The sequence below is a fragment of the Bacteroides sp. 1_1_30 genome, from assembly GCF_020982715.1.
GTDB lineage: Bacteria > Bacteroidota > Bacteroidia > Bacteroidales > Bacteroidaceae > Bacteroides > Bacteroides xylanisolvens.
On the sequence record NZ_JAJKHN010000048.1, the window covers coordinates 1900 to 27637 of the forward strand.

General features: G+C 43.6%; 22 protein-coding genes and 1 tRNA gene. 13 read left to right on the plus strand and 10 right to left on the minus strand.

Annotation, left to right across the window (positions count from 1 at the left end):
• The coding region (locus LPH68_RS15015; protein ID WP_230296969.1) for a PD-(D/E)XK nuclease domain-containing protein at positions 1-1023 on the plus strand (1023 nt) is incomplete at its 5' end.
• Between the two features lie 93 nt (positions 1024-1116).
• Here the strand turns inward: LPH68_RS15015 and LPH68_RS15020 are convergent.
• Positions 1117-1293: a histone H1 gene (locus LPH68_RS15020; RefSeq protein ID WP_004301965.1), complete on the minus strand. Its 177-nt coding sequence runs from the start codon at positions 1291-1293 to the stop codon at positions 1117-1119.
• A gap of 147 nt (positions 1294-1440) precedes the next feature.
• On the opposite strand from LPH68_RS15020, the gene LPH68_RS15025 reads away from it, so the two are divergent.
• The 4 genes from LPH68_RS15025 to LPH68_RS15040 all read left to right on the plus strand — a co-directional run bounded on the left by LPH68_RS15025 (position 1441) and on the right by LPH68_RS15040 (position 6888).
• The gene (locus LPH68_RS15025; RefSeq protein WP_230296970.1) at positions 1441-2088 is read left to right on the plus strand and encodes a helix-turn-helix domain-containing protein; all 648 of its coding nucleotides are present in this window, start codon (positions 1441-1443) and stop codon (positions 2086-2088) included.
• Positions 2089-2128: 40 nt separating this feature from the next.
• Positions 2129-3517 carry a sodium:alanine symporter family protein gene (locus LPH68_RS15030; RefSeq protein WP_074909523.1) on the plus strand — a complete coding sequence of 463 codons (1389 nt, stop codon included), beginning with the start codon at positions 2129-2131 and terminating at the stop codon, positions 3515-3517.
• A gap of 111 nt (positions 3518-3628) precedes the next feature.
• Entirely contained in the window at positions 3629-4261 is a 633-nt protein-coding gene (locus LPH68_RS15035; protein WP_009041269.1) for a hypothetical protein, read from the plus strand.
• Positions 4262-4746: 485 nt separating this feature from the next.
• A complete protein-coding gene (locus tag LPH68_RS15040; protein ID WP_049703249.1) occupies positions 4747-6888 on the plus strand; it encodes a KamA family radical SAM protein in 2142 nt (713 codons plus the stop codon).
• Positions 6889-7004: 116 nt separating this feature from the next.
• Here the strand turns inward: LPH68_RS15040 and LPH68_RS15045 are convergent, their stop codons facing one another.
• From LPH68_RS15045 to LPH68_RS15060, 4 genes are all read right to left on the minus strand, one after another.
• Positions 7005-8318 (minus strand): nucleobase:cation symporter-2 family protein, encoded by a 1314-nt coding sequence (locus tag LPH68_RS15045; RefSeq protein ID WP_008644291.1) that lies wholly within the window; start codon positions 8316-8318, stop codon positions 7005-7007.
• Between the two features lie 154 nt (positions 8319-8472).
• Positions 8473-9180, minus strand: a complete 708-nt coding sequence (locus LPH68_RS15050) for a DUF5020 family protein (RefSeq protein WP_008021077.1) — start codon at positions 9178-9180, stop codon at positions 8473-8475.
• A gap of 73 nt (positions 9181-9253) precedes the next feature.
• Entirely contained in the window at positions 9254-10849 is a 1596-nt protein-coding gene (locus tag LPH68_RS15055; RefSeq protein ID WP_120145152.1) for a SusD/RagB family nutrient-binding outer membrane lipoprotein, read from the minus strand.
• A 15-nt stretch (positions 10850-10864) separates the two neighbouring features.
• A complete protein-coding gene (locus LPH68_RS15060; protein ID WP_192923134.1) occupies positions 10865-13996 on the minus strand; it encodes a TonB-dependent receptor in 3132 nt (1043 codons plus the stop codon).
• A gap of 108 nt (positions 13997-14104) precedes the next feature.
• On the opposite strand from LPH68_RS15060, the gene LPH68_RS15065 reads away from it, so the two are divergent.
• The 3 genes from LPH68_RS15065 (at position 14105) to LPH68_RS15075 (ending at position 15244) form a co-directional block, all read left to right on the plus strand.
• The gene (locus LPH68_RS15065; RefSeq protein ID WP_049703251.1) at positions 14105-14683 is read left to right on the plus strand and encodes a uracil-DNA glycosylase family protein; all 579 of its coding nucleotides are present in this window, start codon (positions 14105-14107) and stop codon (positions 14681-14683) included.
• Positions 14684-14752: 69 nt separating this feature from the next.
• A complete protein-coding gene (locus LPH68_RS15070; RefSeq protein WP_004308288.1) occupies positions 14753-15106 on the plus strand; it encodes an arsenate reductase family protein in 354 nt (117 codons plus the stop codon).
• A 65-nt stretch (positions 15107-15171) separates the two neighbouring features.
• A tRNA-Trp gene (locus LPH68_RS15075) sits at positions 15172-15244 on the plus strand.
• Positions 15245-15503: 259 nt separating this feature from the next.
• Here LPH68_RS15075 and LPH68_RS15080 read toward each other — a convergent pair.
• Positions 15504-17354, minus strand: coding sequence for a VWA domain-containing protein (locus LPH68_RS15080; protein WP_151923165.1), 1851 nt, complete (start codon positions 17352-17354; stop codon positions 15504-15506).
• A 190-nt stretch (positions 17355-17544) separates the two neighbouring features.
• Here LPH68_RS15080 and LPH68_RS15085 point away from each other — a divergent pair, with 190 nt between their 5' ends.
• From LPH68_RS15085 to LPH68_RS15105, 5 genes are read left to right on the plus strand one after another with little or no spacing between them, the layout of a single operon-like run.
• On the plus strand, positions 17545-18201 hold the full coding sequence (locus LPH68_RS15085; RefSeq protein ID WP_004325081.1) for a CDP-alcohol phosphatidyltransferase family protein: 657 nt from the start codon (positions 17545-17547) through the stop codon (positions 18199-18201).
• Entirely contained in the window at positions 18198-19154 is a 957-nt protein-coding gene (locus LPH68_RS15090) for a phosphatidate cytidylyltransferase (protein WP_008016953.1), read from the plus strand. Before LPH68_RS15085 ends, LPH68_RS15090 begins: the two co-directional genes overlap by 4 nt.
• A 24-nt stretch (positions 19155-19178) precedes the next feature.
• Positions 19179-19835 carry a lysophospholipid acyltransferase family protein gene (locus LPH68_RS15095; protein WP_074909513.1) on the plus strand — a complete coding sequence of 219 codons (657 nt, stop codon included), beginning with the start codon at positions 19179-19181 and terminating at the stop codon, positions 19833-19835.
• Positions 19836-20408, plus strand: coding sequence for an RNA polymerase sigma factor (locus LPH68_RS15100; RefSeq protein WP_074909510.1), 573 nt, complete (start codon positions 19836-19838; stop codon positions 20406-20408).
• Positions 20405-21688, plus strand: coding sequence for an energy transducer TonB (locus LPH68_RS15105; RefSeq protein ID WP_049703255.1), 1284 nt, complete (start codon positions 20405-20407; stop codon positions 21686-21688). Before LPH68_RS15100 ends, LPH68_RS15105 begins: the two co-directional genes overlap by 4 nt.
• 117 nt (positions 21689-21805) lie before the next feature.
• On the opposite strand, the gene LPH68_RS15110 is transcribed toward LPH68_RS15105, so the two are convergent.
• The 4 genes from LPH68_RS15110 to LPH68_RS15125 all read right to left on the minus strand — a co-directional run bounded on the left by LPH68_RS15110 (position 21806) and on the right by LPH68_RS15125 (position 25713).
• Positions 21806-22678, minus strand: coding sequence for a pyridoxamine kinase (locus tag LPH68_RS15110; RefSeq protein ID WP_004304792.1), 873 nt, complete (start codon positions 22676-22678; stop codon positions 21806-21808).
• A 334-nt stretch (positions 22679-23012) separates the two neighbouring features.
• Positions 23013-23594, minus strand: a complete 582-nt coding sequence (locus LPH68_RS15115) for an LUD domain-containing protein (RefSeq protein WP_008021058.1) — start codon at positions 23592-23594, stop codon at positions 23013-23015.
• The gene (locus LPH68_RS15120; protein ID WP_004304790.1) at positions 23591-24976 is read right to left on the minus strand and encodes a lactate utilization protein B; all 1386 of its coding nucleotides are present in this window, start codon (positions 24974-24976) and stop codon (positions 23591-23593) included. Before LPH68_RS15120 ends, LPH68_RS15115 begins: the two co-directional genes overlap by 4 nt.
• Positions 24973-25713: a (Fe-S)-binding protein gene (locus LPH68_RS15125; protein ID WP_004304789.1), complete on the minus strand. Its 741-nt coding sequence runs from the start codon at positions 25711-25713 to the stop codon at positions 24973-24975. The genes LPH68_RS15120 and LPH68_RS15125 overlap by 4 nt, the downstream gene beginning before the upstream one ends.
• Positions 25714-25738 lie beyond the last annotated feature (25 nt).

Here is a 25738-nt window from a genome sequence, read left to right on the forward strand (position 1 = left end):
TCTCCGGAATTTAATGAAATGACCGGATTCAACGAAGAAGAGGTGCGCGCAATGCTGGATTATTATGCCACTACCTGCCAGTTTCACCACTCTACCGACGAGCTGATAGAAGCTATGAAGCCTTGGTATGATAATTACTGTTTTGCAGAGAAAAGTTATGGCGGTACTACAATGTACAACTCCAATATGGTACTCTACTTTGTGGATAATTACATCCGAAACGGAGGCTATATGCCACGCAATATGGTAGAAGAAAACATCCGCGTGGATTACAACAAACTACGAATGTTGATCCGCAAGGACAAAGAATTTGCTCATGACGCCTCGACTATCCAGACATTGGTGCAACAAGGATACATCACCGGTGAATTGAAAACTGGCTTCCCTGCCGAAACAATCGCAGAACCGGATAACTTTATCAGCCTATTATTCTATTTCGGAATGTTGACTATCAGCGGTACTAAACGAGGCAAGACATTATTGACCATTCCCAATCAAGTAGTACGTGAGCAACTGTACAGTTACTTACTAGATACTTACAACGAAGCAAATCTCCGCTTTGACAACTGGGAAAAAGGAGAACTGGCATCAGCAATGGCTTATGACGGCGATTGGAAAGCCTACTTCAATTATATTGCCGAATGTCTGCACCGATATTCTTCCCAGCGCGACAAGCAAAAAGGCGAAGCATACGTACATGGATTTACACTGGCTATGACTGCACAGAACCGTTTCTATCGCCCTATCTCCGAACAGGAGAATCAGGAAGGATATGCCGACATTTTCATGTTTCCCTTACTGGATATTTATAAAGATATGCTCCATTCCTACATTATCGAACTGAAGTATGTCAAAGGAAAGGATAGTGATGAAAAGGTAGAGCAACTCCGGCAAGAGGCTATCACACAAGCCAACCGCTATGCCGCCAGTGAAACGGTGCAAAAAGCAATCGGAACAACGACGCTGCACAAAATTATAGTCGTTTATCAAGGGATGAAAATGGTGGTGTGCGAAGAAGTTTAAAGTTCGTATATATTTTCATGTATTATATTATAATAAAAGAGGCTGTCTAACAAGTTTAGACAGCCTCTTTCGATATCTTAGTAGTCTTCTAAATTATTTCTTAGAAGCTTCCAAAGATGCTTTACGGAATTCTTTCATTGCTTTTTCGATTTCCAAAGAAGCTTTACGAGCGCGAGTTCCTGCTGCTTTGTTACCGTTTTCGATCTGTGCGTTAGCATCTTTTGAGAAGTCAGCATACAGAGCTGCTACCTTTTCTACCAATTCTTTCATAATCCTTTTATTTTTTTCGTTAATAATGTGCCGCAAAAATACACTGTTTCCCGAAATAAAAGCATAAAATCAATATTTTTTTTGAAATAATCTTCGAAAAATATCTAAAAAAGGGGCTTTTCACCATTTTTACCTACCTTTGTAGCCATGAAACTGCTTACAGATACCGATTATATACATGCATTGATTGCTGAAGGGGAGCACCAGCAACAGGACTTTAAATTCGAAATTTCCGACGCACGCAAAATTGCCAAAACACTCTCGGCTTTTGCCAACACGGACGGAGGAAGATTACTTATTGGCGTAAAAGACAATGGAAAAATCGCGGGAGTACGCTCCGAAGAAGAAAAATATATGATTGAAGCCGCCGCACAACTTTATTGCGTGCCGGAAGTGGAATACACATTGCAAACATATATAGTGGAGGGACGGCAAGTGTTGGTAGCGACCATCGAAGAGACTCCGCATAAACCGGTTTACGCCAAAGACGAAACCGGGAAACCTCTAGCCTATCTCCGCATCAAGGATGAAAATATTCTGGCAACACCTATACACCTCCGTGTATGGCAACAGAGCGACAGCCCCCGTGGCGAACTGATCCGTTACACCGAACGTGAACAGCTCCTGCTCGAACAACTGGAGCATGGCACTTTACTTTCACTCAACTGCTACTGTCGCCAAACCGGACTTTCACGACGTGCCGCTGAACATCTGCTCGCCAAATTTGTTCGTTATGATATTGTGGAACCCGTATTCGAAAATCATAAATTCTACTTCCGAATAAAAAACGAATAACCACAAACAATACTTAATATTTGACACTTAATACTTAACTATGACCTTTATCAACGAGATTAACGACATACTCTGGACCTATATCCTGATTATCATGTTATTGGGATGTGCTGTCTGGTTCAGCATACGGACACGCTTCGTACAATTCCGCATGATTCGCGAAATGATCGTACTGTTAAGCGAATCTGCGGGCAAAGGGAAGCAGGGAGAGAAACATGTATCTTCTTTTCAGGCATTCGCTATCTCTATCGCCAGCCGTGTAGGTACGGGAAATCTTGCGGGAGTGGCTACCGCCATCGCTATCGGCGGTCCCGGAGCTATTTTCTGGATGTGGGTCATCGCACTGTTAGGGGCTTCGAGTGCTTTCATCGAGTCTACCTTAGGGCAATTATACAAAATACGCGGAAAGGATTCATTCATCGGAGGTCCTGCTTATTATATGAAGAAGGGATTGAAACAACCGTGGATGGGAATGCTTTTTGCCATATTAATAAGCATCACTTTCGGTTTTGCTTTCAATTCTGTACAGAGCAATACCATCTGTGCTGCTGCGGAGCATGCTTTCGGGTTCAATCATATTATATTGGGAGGGGTACTGACATTACTGACGTTGGTTATCATCTTCGGAGGTATTCAACGCATTGCCCGTGTCAGCAGCATTATCGTGCCGGTTATGGCATTGGGATATGTGGGACTGGCGCTGGTGATCGTTATACTCAATATCACTCATTTACCGGGCGTCATCGCGCTGATTATCAGTCATGCTTTCGGTTGGAAACAGGCACTGGCAGGAGGAGTAGGCATGGCATTGATGCAAGGTATCAAGAGAGGGCTCTTCAGCAATGAGGCCGGTATGGGATCGGCTCCGAATGCGGCTGCCACGGCTCATGTCAGTCATCCCGCGAAACAAGGATTGATACAGACTTTGGCAGTATTTACGGATACATTATTGATTTGTACTTGTACGGCTTTTATCATTCTGTTTAGTGGTGCTCCGCTGGATGGATCGACCAATGGGGTGCAGTTGACTCAACAGGCATTGACGAACGAGATCGGTTCTTCGGGCAGTGTCTTCGTTGCTGTGGCTCTTTTCTTTTTCGCTTTCAGCAGTATTCTGGGAAATTATTATTACGGGGAGGCCAATATCCGCTTTATCACTCACCGGAAGTGGGTGCTTCATGGTTACAGGATATTAGTGGGCGGTATGGTGCTCTTCGGTTCACTTGCCACATTGGATATGGTATGGAGCTTGGCAGATGTCACTATGGCATTAATGGCTATCTGCAATCTGATCGCTATCCTCTTCCTTGGAAAATATGCGATCCGCCTGTTAAATGATTACCGGGCGCAAAAGAAAGCCGGCATCCAAAGTCCTGTTTTTAAGAAAGAGTCTATGCCGGACATCGAAAAGGACTTGGAATGTTGGTGAAAACCAACTGTTTTTGTACCTTTGCACGGAAATTGACAGATGGTAGTTATATTATATACCTTCCACGCACTCAAATAGTAAATTGTAAATTGTAAAATTGTAAATATAACAATGGGCTTATTTGGTTTATTCAAGAAAAAATCCGATGAAACGAAAGTCGGCAATGTAGAAGATTTCATTTCACTGACCCGGGTGTATTTCCAGTCAGTGATCGCCACAAACCTAGGTATCACCAATATCCGATTCTTGCCGGACGTAGCTAACTTCAAACGTTTGTTTAAAGTGCCTACTCAAAACGGTAAACTGGGATTGGCCGAAAAGTCTGCGTCACGCAAAATGCTGATGCAGGATTATGGACTGAATGAGAATTTCTTCAAGGAAATCGACGCTTCCGTGAAACGTAACTGCCGCACTCAAAATGATATTCAATCTTATTTGTTCATGTATCAGGGATTTTCTAATGATCTGATGATGTTGATGGGAAATCTGATGCAGTGGAAGTTCCGTATGCCGTCGATCTTTAAAAAGGCTCTGTATGGCATGACGCAGAAGACGGTGCATGATGTTTGCACCAAGACGGTATGGAAAGCGGATGATGTGCATAAGACGGCTGCGGCTATCCGCCAATACAAAGAGCGTCTGGGATACTCGGAGCAGTGGATGACGGATTATGTGTATAATATCGTTCTACTTGCCAAGAAGGAACCGAAACGGAAGGATGACGACACGGAAACGAAAAAATAAGTCGCGTTAAATGTTAGAAAAGCGTAAAGATTAATATGATAGAGAAAGCGGGGGTTTTGTACTTCCGCTTTTTTTGTTATCTTTATGTACTTTTTTCTTTTGTCTTGATACAAAAGAAAAAGTACCAAAAAGAAAAAATCAAGGCTGCGTCTGCCCGGCTACTCCGGTCTCATCCCCGGCTAAAGGGCAGAAACTCGCTTCGCTCAAACAGTCTGCCCTTCTTAACGCCGGGAATGAAACCTCCGCTTGACGCCGTGCAGACGAGGCCGGGAGGCCATGCGGCGTGGAATGCTATGCAGTGTAGAGTGCTATGCGGTGTGATTGTGTATTATGTTGCGCTTTGATGATTATGTTGGTAGGTTATGGATGGAGAATACTTAGGGGATGAGATGCTGTTCGGGATTTGAGACATATAGTTCGGGGAGAAGGGAGGTCGTTCAAACTTAAAATGCTTATTATATAATTTAAAAATTGATAGATTGCTTATGAAACAAAAGAAAATGCTTACACTTACTTTTTCACAGTTGAAACAAATCTATGGTCAGGAGATTCCGGAGATAGTGGAGATAGCGGATAAGAGCTCTACTGTTGAGGATTTCAAGGCTGGAATACTGCGGTTGTTGGAGACTTGCAGGATAGAAAACGAAGCTGCGGAGGAGGCGAGGGAGCAAATTCGACTCTTACTTGATTATGATGGGCAAAATGTTCATGAACTGTCTACGGGACAGGATATGTCAGTACAGACTATTCGGCTGCTTTATGAGTTTCTGACGGGGACGTTGGAGAATATGGAGATGCCGACGGATTTGTTTATTGAAATTTTTCAGATGTTTAAACGGTTGAAGGGAGAAGTTATGCCTTTGCCGTCACCGCAGCGTATCAAAAGTCGGAATGACCGGTGGGAAACCGGACTGGATGAAGAGGTACGGGAGATACGGGATGAGAATAAGGAGCGGATGTTGCACTTGCTGATTCAGAAGATTGAGAACAGGAAGTCGAAGCCTTCGGTTCGTTTCCACTTTGAGGAGGGAATGAGTTATGAGGAGAAATACAGGTTGGTAAGTGAGTGGTGGAATGATTTCCGCTTTCACTTGGCGATGGCTGTGAAGAGTCCGGGAGAACTGAATCGGTTCCTGGGGAATTCTCTTTCTTCGGAGACGATGTATTTGCTTTATCGGGCACGGAAGAAGGGGATGCCGTTTTTTGCGACTCCTTATTATTTATCGTTACTCAATATTACAGGATATGGGTATAATGATGAGGCTATCCGGAGTTATATTCTGTATTCGCCACGATTGGTGGAGACGTATGGAAATATTCGTGCGTGGGAAAAGGAGGATATTGTGGAGGTTGGTAAACCTAATGCTGCGGGATGGCTTCTGCCGGACGGACATAATATTCATCGCCGGTATCCGGAGGTGGCTATTCTCATTCCTGACACGATGGGAAGGGCCTGCGGGGGACTTTGTGCTTCTTGCCAGCGGATGTATGATTTCCAAAGCGAACGGTTGAATTTCGAGTTTGAGTCTTTACGCCCGAAGGAGTCATGGGATCGTAAGTTGCGCCGGTTGATGACTTATTTTGAAGAGGATACACAGCTGCGGGATATTCTGATTACAGGGGGCGATGCGCTGATGAGTCAGAATAAGACGCTTCAGAATATTTTGGATGCGGTGTATCGGATGGCGGTACGCAAGCAGAAGGCAAATCTCGAACGACCGGAAGGAGAGAAATATGCGGAATTGCAACGGGTACGGCTGGGGTCACGGTTGTTGGCTTATTTGCCGATGCGTATCAATGACGGATTGGTGGATATTCTGCGGGAATTCAAAGAAAAGGCTTCGGCTATCGGGGTGAAACAGTTTATTATCCAGACTCATTTTCAAACACCGCTGGAGGTCACGCCTGAAGCTAAAGAGGCGATTCGGAAGATTCTTTCTGCCGGATGGATTATCACGAATCAGTTGGTATATACAGTGGCTGCTTCGCGTCGGGGACATACGACACGGCTTCGCCAGGTGCTCAATTCATTGGGCGTGGTATGTTATTATACTTTCTCGGTGAAGGGATTCAATGAGAATTATGCAGTATTTGCTCCCAACAGCCGTTCGATGCAGGAACAACAGGAGGAAAAGATTTATGGTCGGATGACACTGGAACAGGCGGAGGAATTATACAAAATATTAGAGACGAAAGTCGGAACGGAAGAGGAGACGAAAGAAGATGTTGCCAAGCAATTAAGACATTTCATGAGAAAACATCATTTGCCTTTCCTTGCTACGGATCGCAGTGTATTGAATTTGCCGGCTATCGGTAAGAGTATGACCTTCCAATTGGTGGGACTGACGGAAGAAGGAAAACGGATTCTACGCTTCGAACATGACGGCACTCGTCATCATAGCCCGATTATCGACCAGATGGGACAGATTTATATTGTAGAAAATAAATCACTGGCCGCTTATCTGCGCCAATTAGCCAAGATGGGAGAAGATCCGGAAGATTATGCTTCTATCTGGAATTATACGAAAGGAGAAACCGAACCTCGCTTCAGTCTTTACGAGTATCCTGATTTCCCCTTCCGCACTACTGATAAAATGAGTAATTTAGAAATAAGTAATAAGTACTAAGTATTAAGTAATAAGTATTACCGAAGCTGCTGGATAATACCTGCTATTTGATACTTGTCGATTAATACTTAAACTTGTTGATTGATACTTGTCGGTTAATACTTAATACTTATTCATCATTCTTTTACACGTATTACTATATTTGCAATAATTGCAGTTAGGCCTCCGGTGGTGATCCCTGAAGAGAAGATACTTCGAATTGCTTCCGGGGCTTGTTGTAATACGTCCGGCATTAATTCTACTCCTAGGCCTAAGGAAAGGCTGACTGCTAATACCAGAGTTTCTTTACGGCCTATTTCTTGTGAGGAGATAATACGGATTCCTGCCGCTGCTACTGTACCGAACATTAGTAAGGTTGCACCACCCAATACAGGATCGGGCATTAAGGAGAATACGGCACCTACAATGGGAAATAATCCCAAAAGAACGAGCATTGCTGCGATATAATAACCGACATAGCGGCTGGCTACTCCGGTCAGTTGGATAATACCGTTATTCTGTGCAAAGATGGAGTTGGGGAAAGAGTTGAATATACCAGCGAGGAAGGAATTGAATCCATCTGCCATTACTCCACCGGAAACTCGTTTCAAATAGGAATCTCCTTCAATGGGAAGTCCGGAAATCATAGAGTTGGCAGTCACGTCACCTGTTGCTTCGATGGCAGTTATCAGGTAGACCAGACCAATGGCTATGAAAGAAGACACATTGAAATCAACACCATATTTAAAAGGTTGGGGAATATTAAAGCTCATCAGCATTTCTACATTCAATGCACTCATATCCACTTTTCCCAAAACAAATGCCAAACCATAACCCAGACAAAGTCCGAGTACAATGGAACTCATGCGCAGGTATTTGTTCCCACAACGGTTGAAAAATAAGACGCTAAGAAGTACCAGTGCTGCAATAGACAGGTTTTTCCAGGTAGCAAACGTACCGTTATCCATAGCTGCATATCCACCTCCGCAAGATACGATACCTACTTTTATCAGGCTCAATCCGATAAGCAGTACGACAATACCGGAAACCAGCGGAGTGATGATATTACGCAAATATTTGAATGTGCGGCTGACAATCATTTCGATAGGTGCGGCAGCCATACAGGAACCGAAAATCAACGGCAATCCGCCTACCATTCCTGTGGCGATGATAGGACCGATAAAAGAAAAACTGGTTCCCTGGATGCAGAGCAGCTTTGCTCCTATCGGACCGAAACGACGGCATTGTATAAAGGTAGATACTCCCGAAGCAAAAAGGGACATGGAAACTAGAAAGCTTGTCTTTTCTACATCCAGTTTCAAGGCACTCGCTATGATAAGCGGCGGTGTGATAATTGCCACGAAAATAGCCAAGAGATGTTGTAAAGCCGCAAACAGGGCGTCTTTAAAAGGGGGACGGTCTTCTACGCCGTAGATTAAATCAGTTTTCATTTAATAGGTTGTTCTATATATTTTGTAAGTTCCACAAAGGGATAAACGGAGATTCCTCTGAAGTTCGGATTCTTTTAGCCTGACTTCTTTTTACTCTATTTCTTTTAACTCGCTTTTTAATCCGTTTTTTGGTTCGATTTTTGGTTCGATTTTTTTAGTTCAGCGTCCATTTCAGAGCAAGCGTCGGGATCACATAAAAGCCATCGCGACCACCGAAGTTATTGCTCAATTCGACTTCGGAGCCAACGCTTAGATTGAAGTTTTTATTTACTCCCTTGATTTGATTCAGGTTTACCCAAAATTGTGGTTCGGAGAGGAAGATAGTCTTTCCGTAGTTCGTTTCTTCACGCCACCAGTCGGCAAAGCCGGAGAAAGTGAGCAGGTTACGGCAGAAGTTTACGTACCATGTACCTGTCAACTGGAAGTTGTTGGGTGATGAGTGTTTCTGAATATACTTATACATGGCGGTCAGTGTGAAGCCTTTGGAAAAAGAAGCATTATTAAAGGTATACGTGGCTCCTGCCAGATAAGCATTTTTATAAGACATACCTTTGGATAATCCACCGTTATATTCAAGATGCGCAGAGAAAGGACCTTTCCAGAATTTCACTTCACGGGCTATTTCCCAATAAGCAGCAGCGACACCTTCGGAGGTATAATCCATATCGACAAAGAAATAAGTACTTCCCCAAGTATCAGGATGAAACTTCTCTACTGTGGAAGTTAACAGCGGACGACCTTGCAAATCTTTATCATACAAAGAACGTCCAAAATCATAATGTAACTGGATGTTTTGCGCCTGCAATCCCGGTACGGCAGAGAGCAACATACAAAGGAAAAGAGCAGAGATAATCTGTTTCATAAGTAAATGTGTTTAAATGAAGATGCAAAAATAGTTAAAGCTACACATATAAACACACTACTTTTATCTTTTTTTATTCCAGGTTATTATTTCCCGTGTCCCACCAAAGCCTTGTACCTCCATGATCGTTTCCTCCTAAAGCTTCCACAAGCGCGGAATATTGTTCCGGGTCTTCCGTCTGCAAGGTACCGGGGAAGTTTAGACGACGCACCATAATCTCCGTGTCGATGCAACCGTTTCTGCTATGGTTGAATCGCACGGGAAATAAACGGGGATACCCTGTTCGTCTTTGTTCTGCCCAAGCTTCGCAACCTTCCGGGAACATAGCAATCCACTTCTGCGTAATAATCTTCTCCAGTTTCGTTTCCTTATCATCCAGGCGATTCCATTTGGGAGAGACTTTACAACGGGCCTCTATATTATTTTCTTCATCATACGTGTCTATAAAGTCAGAGGCTTTCCGTTCGCTTTGCAGATAATCTTCTACGCCATAGATTCCCCATTGATGGAAAGAAGTAGTTACACCGTTCTGATAACAGGTTTCTTCATCTTCATCCGTCCACCCGCGCAATGCAGCTTCAGCACGCAGAAACCAAACTTCCGAAGCAGTCATCAGAGGCGCATCGGTACTTTGCTTGACAAACAGCTTCGACAATCCGGAATAATGACTATGAGCAAAACATGTCCCCTGACGAATTCCACGATATTGTCCTTTCAGGGTTTCATCCGTACAGTGTTCGAAATAAATTCCAAGACGGGGATCATTATATCCCACCAAGATTGATTCCATATTCGCACTCATGTAAGTTTCATTCCACACACGGTTAAGTTCTCCCAATGGATTGGTATATCCGGATTTGGTAGAAACAACAGCTCCGCCTGTTTCCGCTTCAAAGAAGCCGTAATCGTTTTCTTTTATTTTCTGTATTTCAGCACGTGCCTTATCGGGGGCAACAGAGGCAATACGCATAGCTAGACGCAAACGCAACGAATTGGCAAACTTTACCCAGGAAGGGTATTTACCATCCAACAAAATATCAAAACGTGCAAATCCATTGAATTCCGGTTTCTCCTCTATATAACCGGTGAGGGCAACCACGGCAGAATCGAGTTCATTGAAAAACTCATAATAAACATCTTTTTGTTTATCAGGACGGTAGTGCTTTTCCGCATTCGCAAAATTCTTATAAATGATGGGACCATAATAATCCGTCACACGATGCATGGCTTCTACCTTTAATATTTTCGTGATCCCGAACAAAGCAGGATGTGTATTCCGGGTAGCATTCTCCGATTGGTATATCTGCGGGAAAATATAAGAATACATATGCGTCCACATGGCGCTGTTCCAACCATCCTGCATATTATAGTCGGAATTATGCGAACCTCCGTTCAAGGGTTTGCCGTCATGCATATATCCACCAAACATATCTGCGTTCAGATTCTGTATCAGCTGGAAAGGCCAGTTCTTCCCTTTTCCGAAATCATAATTAAAATAAATACCCTGCTGAATAATGCCCAAACGGATTCCATAACCATTGTCGTCAATAATCAGGTCATCATCCGTGATTCCGGACAAGTCGGTATTGTAATCACGGAAATTACCGGTACATGCTACAGAAAAGAGCAGTAAGCCCAGCAAGTATAGATATACATATTTTCTCTTCATTTCTCTCTCCTACCTTTAAAATTCACATTTCAGAGTAAAGCCCAAACTACGGGTTGTAGGCATTCCGAATACTTCAATCCCTTGGTTATCATTCCCGGTGGAAAGTACCAAATCCGGATCAAAAGGAGCTTTCTTATATAAGAAACATAGATTGCGGGCCACAAACGAAAGCTGCACATCTTTCAGAACCTTCGTTTTCTGTATCCACTTCTTTGAGAAATTGTAGCTCAACGATACTTCGCGCAACCGTAAATTAGTGGCATCATACATATAATACTCTGTCACTCCGGCACGCCCACCCACTACATTTTTATAGAATCCTTTCACATTATCGATCTGCTGACCTTCAAGCATCACATATCCTCTGTCGCGTGCATCAGCTGTAATTTCCGATACGCCATAGAGATCCATTTCCGCTTGTGTCTGCGAAAGGACTTTTCCTCCGTAACGCCAGTCAAGCAGGAAATAAAGGCTGAATCCTTTGTAAGAGAATGTGTGATCCCATCCCATCATAAAGACAGGGTTGGCATTTCCTACTTTCACCGTATTTCCGTCACCTTCCACCAATGGAAGTCCTTTGTAATCTCCTTCTGTTTCATAAACAATGTTTCCTGCGGCATCACGTACAAAGGCTTTACCGTAGATATCACCGATAGAACCACCTTTCACCAGTTTCATTGCATAACTGGAAGAAAAGCTCGTAGGCCCGTAGACTAATTCTTTCAATTCGTCGTGCAGCTTCACGATCTTATTCTTGTTAGCAGAAAAATTGATGGAAGTTTTCCAGGTGAAATCAGAAGTTAGTATTGGAGTTCCGTTCAGTGTCACTTCCCATCCTTGGTTTTGGATATTTCCGGCATTCACATACCGGTAAGCATACTTATCACCTGCAAGAGCAGGAAGTTTGAAGAACTGATTATAAGTGTTGGTACGATAATAGGTCAGATTGATTCCTAACCGATGTTGGAAGAATCTCCATTCCGTTCCGAATTCCATGGCATGAGTCATTTCCGGCTCCATATCTTTGAAAGGAGCTGCATCATTTGCCTGTATCTCGCCACCGGCACCGATATGAGAAGTGGAATTAGTGACAAATACAGGAATATCGTTCCCCACTTTACTATAGGCACCACGCAGTTTCGCAAAAGAAATCCATTCGGGCAGCTTCACCCATTTATCAAGCAATATGGAAAGACCAACGGAAGGATAAGCAAATCCCGCTTTCTCATGTTCAGTATAAGCCAAGGTTGATGCCCAGTCATTACGAGCTGTCAAATCAAGAAATAATTTTTCCTTGTAGCCAATCTGTGCTGTACCGAAAATAGATTGAAGCTGACGATGCTCATCTATTTTCTGGTCAATACTGGCAGAACTGTTCATGATGATATTGGCAATATTAAAAACATTAGCAAACTTCAAAGAAGCATTCTTGGAATCATAACGGGTCGAGTTTCTGATTCGGTCATTTATACTACCGCCAATAGCCGCATCCAGTGTAAAATCTCCCCAGGTTTTCTTAAACATCGCCATGACATCACCATACATCTGCGTTTCCTGATAATCCATTTCAATATATCGACCGTTCGCTCCACACAGGGCAGTAGCGGTAGATGCATAGAATTTCTGACGCAACTTATCAGCCCAATAATCCATGTTGCCACGAGCTTGAATAGTCAACCAATCATTTATTTTAAAGTTTGCCGAAAGGGAAAGGATAATGCGCGTACGCGTTTCTTTACTTTGTATACGGTTCACTATCCAATATGGATTCTGTTCGAAGTCTTCGGTAAATGTATGCCAGTTTTGCACATTCAAATTCCGTTCTTCGTCATAGGTTTCAAAATGGTCTTTATAATAAGACAGATTCTCACCACGAGGAAAACGATAAAGCCCTACCAACGGATTCATATAAAAGCCTCCCGATACCGGCTTATTCTCAACAGTCTGTTTCATTACATTCACATTACCATCCAGTTTCAGACGTTTGTTGAACATGGTAGCTGTTTCGCGTAGGTTTATATTATGTTTCTTCAGCTTGTTTTTATCCATAATCCCCTTTCCGGTGGTGTTGGCATAGGAGAAATAAGTTTGTAGAGTTTCATTTCCATAGCTGACGGACACAGAAGTCATTGAGGTCAATCCGGTACGGAAAAAATCATTCAGGTTATCATGAGCCGTCAGATTATCTTTCTCACCCCAGCTGTCTACCACATCACTGACACCGTAACGATCCTGCATTTTAGGCAGGCTGAATGCTTTCTCGAAAGTTAGTCCCGTAGAGAAATTAATATTCCTTTGCCCGACAGAATTTCCTTTTTTAGTAGTGATAAGAATGACCCCGTTAGCAGCCATGCTACCATATAAAGCTGCTGCTGGAGCACCTTTCAAGATACTGATGCTTTCCACATCTTCCGGGTTCAGGTTAGAAATCCCATCTCCTCCATCACGGTTGCCGGCATTCGCCGTACCTCCAATTGCCGAATAAGCCTGCTCGGAAGAGGTATTCGACATCGGCACTCCGTCTATCACATACAGCGGTTGATTATCACCGGACACCGAACGGATTCCCCGGAGACTGACTTTGGCAGACCCTCCCATACCGGAAGAGTTTTTATTGATTTGTACACCGGCAGCTTTTCCCGCCAGGGCAGTAATCATATTTATTTCTTTTATACGATTTAGTTCCTCACCTTTGATTTTCTGCGCAGAATAAGCCAGTGTAGCTTCATCCTTTTCAATTCCCAAGGCTGTTACGATGACATGATCAAGCATCACCGCGTCTTCCTGAAGGCGTATTTCAAGCATAGTCCGACCTGTCACATTGACTTCTAAAGTTTTGTAACCTACAAAAGAAACCTGCAAGACAGCACTATCCGGAACAGATAAAAAGAATCGTCCATCAATATCGGTCACAGTACCATTGGCTCCCCCTTTCTCTCGTATTGTAGCACCGATTAGTGGTTCACCATAGACATCCATAACACGCCCTCTCACGGTATAATTGTCAGAAGGAGTTTCTATCGTCCCTCTTAACAGTTGTTGCTCCGAAGCATAACAATTCCCACCCTCCAGGAAAAATAGGCTCATTAAGAAACAACTTACTAAAATTTCTTTTTTCAATGATATAATAAGATACTGTTTGTTCATCACACCGCAAAAATAACTAAATATTTTAAATCTAGCATTTTTTCTCATTGATTTTGAGGGAAATAAACATTATCACTATTTTTGTACGAAATTAAAATGAACGATAACATGGAAATCGAAACACATCCGCTAGAACCATTTCTCCCAGCGAAATCAAAATTGCTTATGCTGGGCAGTTTCCCGCCACAGAAAAAAAGATGGTCGATGGATTTTTATTATCCAAACCTAAACAATGACATGTGGCGTATATATGGAATCTTATTCTTTAATGATAAGAATCACTTTCTGAATTCAACACTAAAATCGTTTTGTCGTGAGCAAATCATAGATTTTTTGAACGAAAAGGGAATTGCCCTGTTTGATACCGCTTCATCCATCCGCCGGTTGCAGGATAACGCATCGGATAAGTTTCTCGAAGTAGTGGAGGCTACCGATGTAGCAGCATTGCTGCGACAACTTCCCGAATGCAAAGCCATCGTCACTACCGGGCAAAAAGCAACGGACACTCTCCGACAGCAATTCGAAATAGAAGAGCCCAAAGTGGGCGATTACTCCGAGTTCGTTTTTGAAGGACGCGCCATGCGGCTTTACCGGATGCCTTCATCATCAAGAGCATATCCACTGGCGTTGGACAAGAAAGCAGCCGCTTACCGGATTATGTTTCAGGATTTGCAGATATTGAGGTGAGGTTTAAGTGGTAAGTATTAAGTATTAGGTATTAAGTATTACATAGTAAAAATTAAATTATAAATGAATATGGCAACATTATTTTTGCAGTACCCGGCATGCAGCACATGCCAGAAAGCCAAGAAATGGTTAACAGAAAATAACATTGAGTTTACAAACCGATTAATTGTAGAAGAAAATCCTACAGTTGAAGAATTAAAAGCATGGATTCCACGCAGCGGTTTACCGGTGAAGAAATTCTTCAACACGAGTGGATTAGTATATAAAGAGCTGAAACTAAGCGAGAAGCTGCCTGCTATGAGTGAGGAAGAACAGATAGCACTCTTGGCAACGAACGGTAAATTGGTGAAACGCCCATTGGTAGTGACAGACAGCTTCGTTCTGGTCGGTTTCAAGCCCGATGAGTGGGAAAAATTAAAATAATTCAAAACTTATTTACCCGAATGTTTGGAGATTCAGAAGTTTCTACTACCTTTGCAGCCGCAAACACGGGAGTAGCTCAGTTGGTAGAGCACCGGTCTCCAAAACCGGGTGTCGGGAGTTCGAGCCTCTCCTCCCGTGCAGAGTTAAATAGCTGTAAACGATAAGTTTATGGCTATTTTTCGTTTTAGGTCAGACGAATTTCGGACGAAATTAATTATAGTGACGGTATCCGGCAAAGATAGTGACGGTATACAACAGTGATAGCGTCACTATCCCGAGCATATACCGTCACTATTATTTTTTAGGATTATCTATCTGGAATTGTACGTTTATTCATATCAGTGAATATTACGCATAATAATATGATGTACATTTCCAATGACTCCTGTTTGCTTTCCTAGTTCTTATTTGTTCTTTCCAATCCTTTAGCAGCCTCAACCAAACGAATGAATTCTCTTCTATATCCTTTATCATCGTTATTCAGTCCCTGTTTAGCCAGATCAATCACTTTGTCGTAACTGGCATTTCCTTTAAAGTCAGACTCCCGAAGTAACTGTCCGAACATAGCCACTGCAGAAGCAAAGCGGAAATCGGAAGAAACATTATTTCCTTTATTATCTACGAAAGGAAGTTCCATTTTCTTGCTGACATCTTTATCCGGAGCTTTATAACGCAGTTTCACAGTCAGGAGTTCATTAGAGCCTGTCGGCTTCACGGACACTTTCTCTTTCTTCTGATATTTCAAGTCGTCTATTTTACCTACATATTCATTCTTTACTCCCGTAGGAATCACTTCGTAAAAGGCTGTCACTGTATGTCCCGCACCCATATCTCCGGCATCTTTAGCATCATTATTAAAGTCCTCATCTTTCAACAGACGACTTTCGTAACCAACCAGACGATAGGCCTGCACTTGGGAAGGATTAAATTCCACTTGCAGTTTGACGTCTTTCGCCACCGTATGCAATGTAGCACCGAATTCGCCTACTAAAACACGGTTGGCTTCCTGCAAGTTATCTATATAAGCATGATTGCCATTTCCCTTTTCAGCCAACACCTGAATCTTCTTATCTTTATAATTACCCATGCCATAACCCAGTACGGTAAGGAATACTCCACTCTTGCGCTCTTTTTCAATCAATTGTTCCAATCCTTCAGCGGAAGAAACGCCCACATTAAAATCACCATCGGAGCAAAGTATGATACGGTTATTGCCGTTAGAGATCAGATTCTTCTTGGCTATTTTATACGCTAACAAGATACCTGCACCACCTGCCGTAGAGCCACCCGCCGTTAATTCATCTATCGCTTCGCGAATCTTCTGTTTGTCGCTACCCGGAGTTGCTTCCAGTTTCACACCGGCACTACCTGAATAAGTCACAATCGCTACTTTATCTTTATCACGTAAGTTATTTACCAATAATTTGAGAGATGACTTCACCAAATCCAACCGGTTGGCTCCCCACATAGAACCGGAGACATCAATCAGGAATACCAGATTAGATGCAGGCAGATTATCCGTCGGGATTTCTTTTGCTTTCAGGCCGATACGTACAAGACGATGGTTTGTGTTCCAGGGACAGGCTCCGGATTCCATCGTAATTTTCACAGGATCACTTCCTGTCGGCTTCGGATAATCATAAGAAAAGTAGTTCACTAATTCTTCCGTACGGATGGCATCAACCGGAGGCAGTTCACCTTTATTGATAAAACGACGCATATTACTATAAGAAGCGGCATCTACATCAATAGAGAAAGTAGAAAGCGGAGCATCCGATACACTCTTGAAGCCGTTCTCCTGAAACTCTCCGTATTCTTCCGCATTTACAGCATCATACATGATTCCCGGAGTCGGACATACTGCCTTGTAAGCAGTAGACATTACTTTTGCAGCTCTTGTCTCATGGCCGTATCCTACCACCACACATTCTTCCAATACCAGTTCGTCAGCTTTCATCTTCACATCCAGCGTGGCCGATTTTACCACCCTTCTCTCTTGCTTATACCCGATATACTGGAACAACAACGTTTCCCCTTTCTTAGCCTGTATCGTGTACCGGCCATTCATATTCGTTACCGTACCCTTCGTAGTACCCTTTATCTGTACCGAACAGCCAACAAGCGGAGTTCCATCCTTTGCATCCGTCACAGTACCCGACACGGTAATAGCTTGCGCGTTCACCATACCTAAAGAAACAACTGCCATCAGCAGTACGAGCATCATTGCTCTGAATTGATTTGTTTTCATAACTTCATTATTTAAAATGTTACTAATAGTTCGCTTTTACTATAGAGATGCAGATTTCACACTGATTCCATAAATGACTTGAACTTTTTTTTATCCGGCAGAAAAAAAGAGTCCTTTCAAAATTCTCCCTTATTCCTTTGCCACTCATCAGATGATGTGTATATTTGCGAATCATAAACATATCACAAATATGAAAAACGAAGTCGACGGAAGGCGGGAAATAGCCTCGCGAAACACGGCCTGGGCTAATAACATTGCCCGCAAACTAACTCGTTGGGGTGTCACTCCCAATCAAATTTCCATGATGAGTGTATTCTTCGCTATGGTAGGTTGCCTCCTGCTGATTGGCACAGTTATTTATCCCGGCTTCAATAAATATGTAGCCTATATTCTGTTCATCGTTTGTATGCAGTCGCGGTTGCTCTGCAACCTGTTCGATGGGATGGTTGCCATTGAAGGAGGAAAGAAAAGTGCCAACGGAGATCTTTATAACGATATGCCCGACCGTTTTGCCGATGCATTATTCATCATTCCCGTCGGGTATGTAGCAGGTGGATTCGGAGTCGAATTGGGATGGCTGGGCGCCCTTCTTGCTGTTATGACAGCCTATTTCCGCTGGATAGGAGCCTACAAAACACATCAGCATTTCTTCAATGGTCCGATGGCCAAGCAACACCGCATGGCATTGCTGACACTGACCTTTGTAGTCGCCACCTGCACCATCCATTCAGGATACGACCGGATGGTATGCTTCATCGCTCTAATCATTATCAACATCGGTCTTATCGCGACACTGATACATCGCCTGTACCTCATGTCACACACAACAAACACTGAAATAAAATGAAAAATCTACTGGATAAAATATTCCCTACATTAAGCGATGAACTGATTATTGTCATCTCGCTTATCATCGGATTGCTTGTTACGGCAAGCCTTATTCTTTTCCTTGTAAAAAAGATATCTCCGAAAACAAATATCAGCGAACTCGCCGCACGCACGCGCTCATGGTGGATTATGGCGGGTATGTTTATCGGTGCTGTATTTATCAGCTATAACATCTCTTATTTCTTCCTTGCCTTTCTCTCTTTCATTGCTTTCAGAGAACTTTATTCTGTATTGGGATTCAGAGAGGCAGATCGCGGAGCACTGTTTTGGGGCATACTGTCTATCCCCATTCAATATTATCTGGCTTACCTTGCCTGGTATGGAGCATTCATCATCTTCATTCCGGTAGTCATGTTCCTCGTATTGCCTTTACGGCTCGTTTTAAAAGGAGATACACACGGAATCACCAAGTCGATGGCACTGTTGCAATGGATTTTGATGCTTTCGGTATTCGGTATCAGCCACCTCGCTTATCTCCTGTCGCTTCCCGAACTACCGGGATTCAGTTCCGGAGGACGGGGTCTGCTGTTGTTCCTTGTATTCCTTACGGAAATCAATGATATCATGCAATTTATCTGGGGCAAACTTCTCGGACGGCATAAGATTCTTCCGAAAGTAAGTCCGAACAAGACATGGGAAGGTTTCCTGGGCGGTGTCATCAGTACCACTGTCATTGGTTACTTCCTCGGTTTCCTGACTCCCCTCTCCGCTCCCAACGTTATTCTGGTAAGCGCCCTCCTTGCGATTGCCGGCTTCTCGGGAGACGTGGTCATCTCCGCTATCAAGAGAGATAAAGGAATTAAAGATATGGGGAACAGTATTCCCGGTCATGGAGGAGTATTCGACCGGATAGATTCGCTGTCCTACACTGCTCCTGTATTTTTTCATTTAGTTTATTACATTGCATATTAAACGGAGAGAATGGAAAAAAGAGTCATGCAAGCTGCTGCCATGCAGATTATATATAAAGGTGTTTTCCAATGGTTCCTGAAATTAATCGTAGGGGTTCAGTTCACCGATTGCCGCTTCCTTAAAAAAGAAAAGCAATTCATTATCCTTGCCAACCATAACAGTCACCTGGACACCCTAAGCCTGTTGGCTTCCCTGCCCGGCGATCTTTTGTGGAAAGTCAAACCCGTGGCAGCAGAAGACTATTTCGGGAAAACCCGCTTTCAGGCTTCCATCAGCAACTTTTTCATCAATACGCTTCTTATCAGAAGAAAAGGGGAAAAAGATTCGGAGCACGATCCGATCCGTAAGATGCTTGAAGCCATCGATGCCGGGTATTCACTGATTCTTTTTCCGGAAGGAACCAGAGGGAAGCCGGAGCAGATGGGAAAAATAAAATCCGGCATTGCCCGTATCCTGTCACTACGACCTGAAGTGAAATATATTCCTGTATTCATGACCGGTATGGGACGCTCTTTACCCAAAGGAAAGATGATCCTGTTGCCATACAAAGCATCTATCTATTATGGTATGCCTGCTTTGGTAAAGAGTACGGATACACATGAAATATTGGAGCAGATAACAGGTGATTTTGAAAGAATGAAAGAAAAATATCAAGTCGTTTTCGACGAAGAAGAGGAATAGATGTTGTTTTTCAAAAGAAACATATCGAAACTATCGGACGAGGAATTACTGATACACTATACGCAGTCCGGCGATACAGAATATTTCGGTGAATTATACAACCGATATATCCCGTTACTGTACGGACTTTGCCTGAAATACCTGCATGATGAAGACCGGGCACAGGAAGCAGTCATGCAGTTGTTTGAAGATTTATTGCCTAAACTGGGAAATTATGAGATAAAAGTTTTCAAGCCATGGCTCTACCGGGTGGCGAAGAATCATTGCCTGCAACTTTTACGGAAGGAAAATAAAGAAATTCCGTTAGATTATACGGTTAATATTATGGAATCTGACGAATTTCTGCATCTATTAAGTGAAGAGGAAAGTTCGGAGGAACAACTGAAGGCATTACATCACTGTCTCGAAAAGTTGCCCGAAGAACAACGGACCAGTATTACGCGTTTCTTTCTGGAAGAGATGTCGTATGCCGACATTGTGGAACAGACCGGATTTACTCTGAACAATGTGAAAAGCTATATCCAGAACGGAAAGCGAAATTTAAAAATTTGTATCAAGAAACAAGCCCTATGAAACTATTGGACTACATACGAGGACTCCGCAAAGGAAAAGAGGCACACCGACTGGAACGAGAGTCGATGCAGGACCCTTTCCTGGCCGATGCTATGGATGGTTACAGCCAAGTGGAGGGAAATCACGAACAACGGATCGAGAAACTGCGGATGCAGGTTTCAGCTCATTCGGCAAAGAAAAAGAACACCCGTGCTATCACCTGGAGCATCGCTGCCTGTCTGGCTATCGGATTCGGTATCAGCAGTTATTTCCTGTTCCTGAAAAAGAGTATGACGGACGAAGTGTTCATTGCCAAAGAGAGTGTTTCCTCCAAGTTGGCTGAACCCGCAGTTCCGCCCACTCCGGCCATTCCTGCAACTCCAACAGTTCCGGCAACTCCACAAAAGGAAATCGCATTGGCTACCGCAAAGGTAAAAACGGATTCCACTCCTGCTTCCGAAGATTCCACTCCTGTTTCCGAAATTACTGCGAGACAAGCGAATAAGAAAGATATGATTGCCAAAATCCAAGCGACTTCCCAACCACAACAAGGTACGCCGCCTGTGGCAACTATGCCGGTGATGGAGGAAGTGTCGGAAGAGACTGCCGCATTGCAAGAAGTAATAGCAACGATGGATACTTTCGAATCTGAATCTGATAAGAAAATGAAGTTGGCTAAGGTAGCGACTATCCTTCCTCAAAAGAACATGATTAAAGGGAGGGTGACCGACGAAAAAGGAGAACCGCTTATCGGAGCCAGTGTGACATATAAAGGAACGAATATCGGAACCATCACAAATATGAATGGAGAATTTTCGTTAGTCAAAAAGGATGATAAGAAACGATTGACAGCGGAGTATATCGGATATAATCCGGTAGAAATCCGGATAGATACCAACCGGACGATGCTCATTGCCATGAACGAAAACAAACAGGCACTCAATGAAGTGGTGGTAGTGGGATACGGCGCTAAGAAAAATAAGAAGTCAACAACTACCGGAAATGTTGTGACGGTTAAGGAACAGGCAAAGAAAGAGATTACTCCGCAACCTGTCATCGGTAAACGTAGCTATCAAAAATACCTGAAAGAGAATCTCGTTCGTCCAACGGATGATAACTGTAAAGATATTAAAGGGGAGGTAGTCCTTTCTTTCTTTGTTGATGAAGAAGGAAAGCCACAAAATATCACTGTTATTCATGGATTATGTGAATTCGCTGATAAAGAAGCCATCCGGCTTGTCAAAGAAGGACCTAAGTGGACAAGTGGAAAACTCCCGGCAAGAGTAACAGTACGATTCTGAACTTAATAAATACCAATAAGAAGGCACATTTGTGCCAACACAGTGGCACAAATGTGCAAACAAGGTGGCATTGTTGTGCCAACCTATTGGCATAGTAATAACAACACAAAGCCTATCTTAAATCAGTTCGTAACTAGCCATCTGTATTGGCATATCCAAATTATGAAGCACTTTCTCCAATAGAATACCCTCGCGGTTATCATATTCATACCCGAAAGTGGCACGAATACCTTGCAGGATAAACTGTGTGGCACGGTCCAATGCCATCGGCAGACTGTCTCCCTGCATCAAAGAGCCGGTGATGACACTTGTAAAAGTATCGCCCGTGCCGGGATAATGTGCAGGCAGATAAGGGCAGGTCACTTTCCAGTAGCGGTTTCCCTGACGGTTATAAGCATAGACAGATGTTTTATGAGGCTCATCATGTACAGGAACACTGGTGATGATAACCACTTGCGGACCTTTATCAGACAAAAGACGAAGATATTCTTTCAGCTCTTCATCCGTGTTATCTGCTTTATAGGGTTTATCCAATAAATAAAACAGTTCCGTCAGATTGGGGGTAATCACATCTGCTTTCGTGATTAAATGGCGCATCTCTTTTATCATCTCTCCATCAAAGTTGGTATACAACCGTCCGTTATCTCCCAACACCGGATCGGCAACGATCAGGCTGTCCGGCCGACGAAAGTCCCTGATAAAATCAGAAACAATCTGAATTTGTCTCGGAGAACCCAAGTATCCGGTATAGATAGCGTCGAACTCTACCTCCAGTTTCTTCCATTGGGCAATAATCTTCGGCATTTCGTCCGTCAGGTCGAGGAAGGAGAAACCGGGATATTGCGTATGATTGGATAACACAGCCGTAGGAAGCGGACAGACTTGAAAACCCATGGATGAAAGAATAGGAATGACGACGGTCAGAGATACGCGCCCCATTCCCGAAAGGTCATGGACGGCGGCTATTTTCTTTACTTTATTGGCATACATATAATTTATAATTAAACGTTTTACTACTCTTATCCTACAAATTCATTTATCTACTATGGACAAACAGAAACAGATATCCTATTTACATCAAAGGAGATTCGACTATATTCTCCCAAAGACTCTATTACATCCGATGGAAACCGGACTTTATCCAAACAGAGCCTCTATTTACATCAAACGGAAGCTCTGTTTATATGAAACAAAGGCTCTATTTCTTATCAATAGAGCCTCTGTTTTTAAGCGTCAACGGAGTCTCCATTTCGTTTGTACTAACAAATATAAAACTCCATTGTTTTGAAACCAAATTTATTTTAGAATAATCAACACGGAAACATTAGGTTAATATCACTAACACGTCCCGTGCCCCATGCGCTCCCATCACTAAAGCCTGCTCAATATCAGCAGTCTTTGACGGACCGGAGATGAACGTTCCGAACTGATATTCCTGTCCGTCCAGTTCGCGGTAGGCGTCATACATGGTATCTACAATTTTATTCCGATCGAGCAGAATAACCAACTTCTCCGAGATAAAATAGATCGCTTTATATTTCACCGTCTGCGGTATCCAGATGGCTCCGTTTTCGGCTACTCCGATTTCTCCTTTCACTACGGCAACATCTGTGCCGTCCAATTCTTTCGGATCATCCAAATTATCGGGATTGAACGTAGCGCAGGAAATATCCGGCAATACGGAAGCAATGCGCATAGCATCCGGGTAAGTCCGTCTTATGACTGTATTCACATCTTCCCCTTCACCCAATACAACTGCCGTACCACCCACTGCACGGCTGATTGCACAGAACTGTTCTATCTTATCAGGATATGACAATCGTTTCATATCCGCAATATCCGGTTTATCATAACGCGTCTGCGTATGCTGGCGGATGCTGGCTAATATATCTTCTCTGCTGCTCATTTGGATTCCTCCTTTCCCTGTACTTTGTTTTTCTTCCACATTTCATTGAACGACTCGCTGGCAAATTCCGGCAGTTCACGCCCCTTTCCCCAATCGTCGAGATCGTTGTATTTCATGAAACGAGGCAGGCCATTTACCACCGGGGCTGCCCACAAGGCTGCGTTGAACAATGCCGGACGCTCCATCAGGAACTTCATACCGCCGGACATGATCTTCTTTCCCGTATTGGCTTTCCCCAGTCCGTCCAAATCCTGACGCCATTTGTAAATCTGTTCGGCCAAATCTACTTTCACCGGACAGACATCGGAACAGGACATACACAGAGAACAGGCTGAAAGATTATCATAATACTTCTCCGGAGCGTGAGCCATACCCAAGTTGATGCCAATAGGTCCGGGGATGAAGTACGTATAAGAGTAGCCTCCACTCCGGCGGTACACCGGGCAGGTATTCATGCACGCACCGCAACGAATACAGTTCAGTGTCTTGATATGATCGGGCTTGGACAGTAAGGCACTCCGGCCGTTGTCTACGATGATAATATGATATTCACCGCCTTCGCGGGGACGGCGGTAATGAGAGGTATATGTTGTCACCGGTTGTCCGGTGGCCGAACGGGCGAGTAATCGGGTGAACACACCCAATGCGTCCAGATCCGGGACGATCTTTTCCATACCGAAAGCGGCAATGTTCAGTTTCGGGTAGGAAGTACCCATATCGGCATTTCCTTCATTGGTACAGACCACAATGTCACCGGTTGAAGCAACGGCAAAGTTGGCGCCTGTCATGGCGGCTTCGGCATTGAGGAAGAGATGACGCAGGTTCTTACGTGCGGCATGAGTCAGGTAGGTAGGGTCAAAGTTTCCCTTTTCCGTGCCCATCTCCTTTTCGAATAGTTCGCCTACCTGTTCCCGTTTGATGTGGATGGCGGGCAGTACGATGTGGCTTGGTTCGAGATGCATCAATTGCAGGATGCGTTCGCCCAAATCGGACTCTACGACATCGATGCCACGCTCCATCAGGAAAGGATTCAATCCACACTCTTCGGCGAGCATAGATTTGCTCTTGATGAAATGGTGGACATTATGCTCATTCAGTATTTCGTAGACGATGGCGCAGTATTCATCGGCATCTTTTGCCCAATGTACGATGGCGCCGTTGGCGGTAGCATTCTTCTCAAACTCCAGCAGAAGTTCTTCGAGGTGGCTGTTGGAGTATAGTTTCAACTCGCAAGCCTTATTGCGCAACTCTTCCCATTCGGGAACTTCCTTGCTCATCTTGTCCCTTTTGGCACGGACCATCCAAAGGGTTTCGTTATGCCATGCTGCCATCTTGCTGTCCTGCAAGAACTTTTCGGCAGCCTTTGAATGTTTTGTACTCATGATTGCGACGCTAGAATTTCTACAATATGGATAATCTGAATAGGCAGATGCTCCCGTTTGATGACACCTTGCATGTGCATCAGGCAAGAACTGTCCGCTCCGACAATATACTCGGCTCCGGTAGCGATGTGATCTTTTACCTTATCACGCCCCATGCAGACGGAGACTGCCTGCTCTTCCACCGCAAACATTCCGCCAAAGCCGCAACACTCGTCAATATGGCTGGGCTCGAATACTTCGATGCCTTCTACCAGATTGAGCAGGTCACGCAATTTATTATAATAAGGGATGTTCAGTTCGGTAGGAGCGGAAATCAACAGTTCGCGAACCCCATGACAGCTATTGTGAATACTGACTTTATGAGGAAAGCGTGCAGGAATTTTGGAAGGTTTCAAGACATCGTGAATGAACTCACAAATATCATAAATCTTTCCCGCACTCTGACAAACATGTCCTTCTTTCTCCAAGATGCCCGGATGATTCTCTTTCACAAATGCCACACAACTGGCGGAAGGACCGACGATGTAATCGTATTCCCGAAACAGATCGTCAAAACGGAGTGCCAATTTCATCGATTCATCTTCAAAACCGGCATTTGCCATCGGTTGTCCGCAACAAGTCTGATCCAACGGATAATCGACGTCTACTCCCAAACTTTTCAATAGTCTATACGATGCCACTCCCACATTGGGGTAAATAGCATTGATATAACAAGGAATAAACAAACCTACTTTCATACTATATTTTGTAATAATTTAAGCT